Below are 1,612 nucleotides of genomic sequence, written 5' to 3' on the forward strand. Positions count from 1 at the left end.
CGGGAACGCCCAGCAGCGCGCCGGCGCGGCGCAGCGCGTCGGCCCCCGGCGCCAGGCTGGCGCCGCCGCGCAGCGCCAGGTGCACGCCGCGCCGCGCCGCGGCCAGCAGCGCCTGCTGCAGCACGGGCGGGGCATCGCGCAGCAGCGACTGGTCGAGCTGCAGCTGGCTGCGCGTGCGCGCCACGGCCTCGACGAGCGCCGGCGCCGGGTCGTCGAGCCAGCGCACGCGGTGCCCGCCGCAGGGCGGCTGGCCCAGCGCCTGGACCAGCACGCGCGCGTGGCGGTGCTCCGCTTCGAGCTCGGCATGCCGGCGCTCGCGCGGCCGCGCCGGGCCGGAGGAGGAATGCTGCGAAGCCATGGTGACGAGCCGCTGAGCGAGCAGGCGGCGTGCCCTGGGCAGGGAAGCCGGGCTCAGGCGTTGCGCCGCCGCTTGTGGCGCAGCAGCGAGGCCAGCGAGGGCGGCGGGCGGCGGCTGCCTTCGAGGTAGACGCACAGCAGGCGCAGCCGGCGGTTGCGCTTGCACACGCTGCGCAGGCCCACGAGCATGGGCACGGCCAGGATCGCGCCGGCCACGCCCCACAGCCAGCCCCAGAACATCACCGACAGGAACACCGAGATCGGGCTCAGCGACAGCCGCTTGCTCACGAACAGCGGGCTGATGACGTTGGCCTCCACGGCGTGGATGAGCATGAAGGCCAGCGGCGGCGCCAGCATCAGCGCCGACCCGCCGAAGCTCAGCAGCCCGGCCGTGCCCAGCAGCAGCGTGCTCAGCAGCGGCCCGATGTAGGGAATGAAGTTCAGCACCCCCACCACCGTGCCCCACAGCACCGGGTTGGGCAGCCCGATGTAGGCCATGGCGGCGCCCGTGACCAGCGCCACGCCCAGGTTGATGATGCTCAAGGCACCCAGGAACTGGCCGATCTCCTGCTGCGCGCTGCGCACGCCCGCCACCACCAGCGCGCGCGTGCGCCGGCGCGGGATGGCCTCGACCGTGCGCGAGAGCATCCAGTGCTCCGAGGCCAGCAGGAAGTACAGCAGGATCACGGTGGAGGCCGCCGAGAAGCCGAAGCTCAGCAGGTTGGCCAGCACCAGCCGCGTGAGCGTGACGCCCTCGCTGGCGATCTTGTCCTTGAGCGGGTCGGCCGGCGGCGGCGCGTTGCGCGGCGCCGCGGCCGGGCGCTGCGGCGGCGCCAGGATCGGGATGGAGGCGCGCACGCGGTCGATCTGCTGCTCCAGCGCCGTCATCACGCTGGGCGCGCGCTCCCACCACTGCGCCGCCGGCGTCACCAGCGCGCTGCCCAGCAGCACCGTGCCGCCCAGCAGCGAGGCCACCAGCACCAGCGCGCCCAGCACCTCGGGCACGCCGTGGCGGCGCAGCGCGCGCACCTGCGGCGCCATCAGGAAGGTCAGCACCACCGCCACGACGATCGGCACGAGCAGCGGCTGCGCCAGCTTCAGCAGGAAGATGAGGGCGACGGCCAGCAGCCCCTTGAGCGTGCGGCTGCCGTGCCAGGGCGTGGGCACCGCGGCGGCCGCCGCGGCCAGCGCCGCCGCGTCGGCGCGCAGCCCGGCACGCGCCGGGGGCCGCGCCGGCGGCCGCGCCGGCAGGGCG

At 75.9% G+C, this 1,612-nt stretch carries 2 protein-coding genes; both read right to left on the reverse strand.

Annotated elements, in window-relative coordinates; translation table 11 throughout:
- Window positions 1-358, reverse strand: a 358-nt coding sequence (locus FJ694_RS36445) for a hypothetical protein (protein ID WP_157272392.1), incomplete at its 3' end; no start/stop codon positions are given.
- Between the two features lie 53 nt (window positions 359-411).
- Window positions 412-1,612: AI-2E family transporter (locus FJ694_RS36450; RefSeq protein ID WP_157272393.1), on the reverse strand; the 1,201-nt coding region annotated here is incomplete at its 5' end.

The organism is Azohydromonas aeria (assembly GCF_009760915.1).
In the GTDB taxonomy this organism is placed as follows: Bacteria; Pseudomonadota; Gammaproteobacteria; order Burkholderiales; family Burkholderiaceae_C; genus Azohydromonas; species Azohydromonas aeria.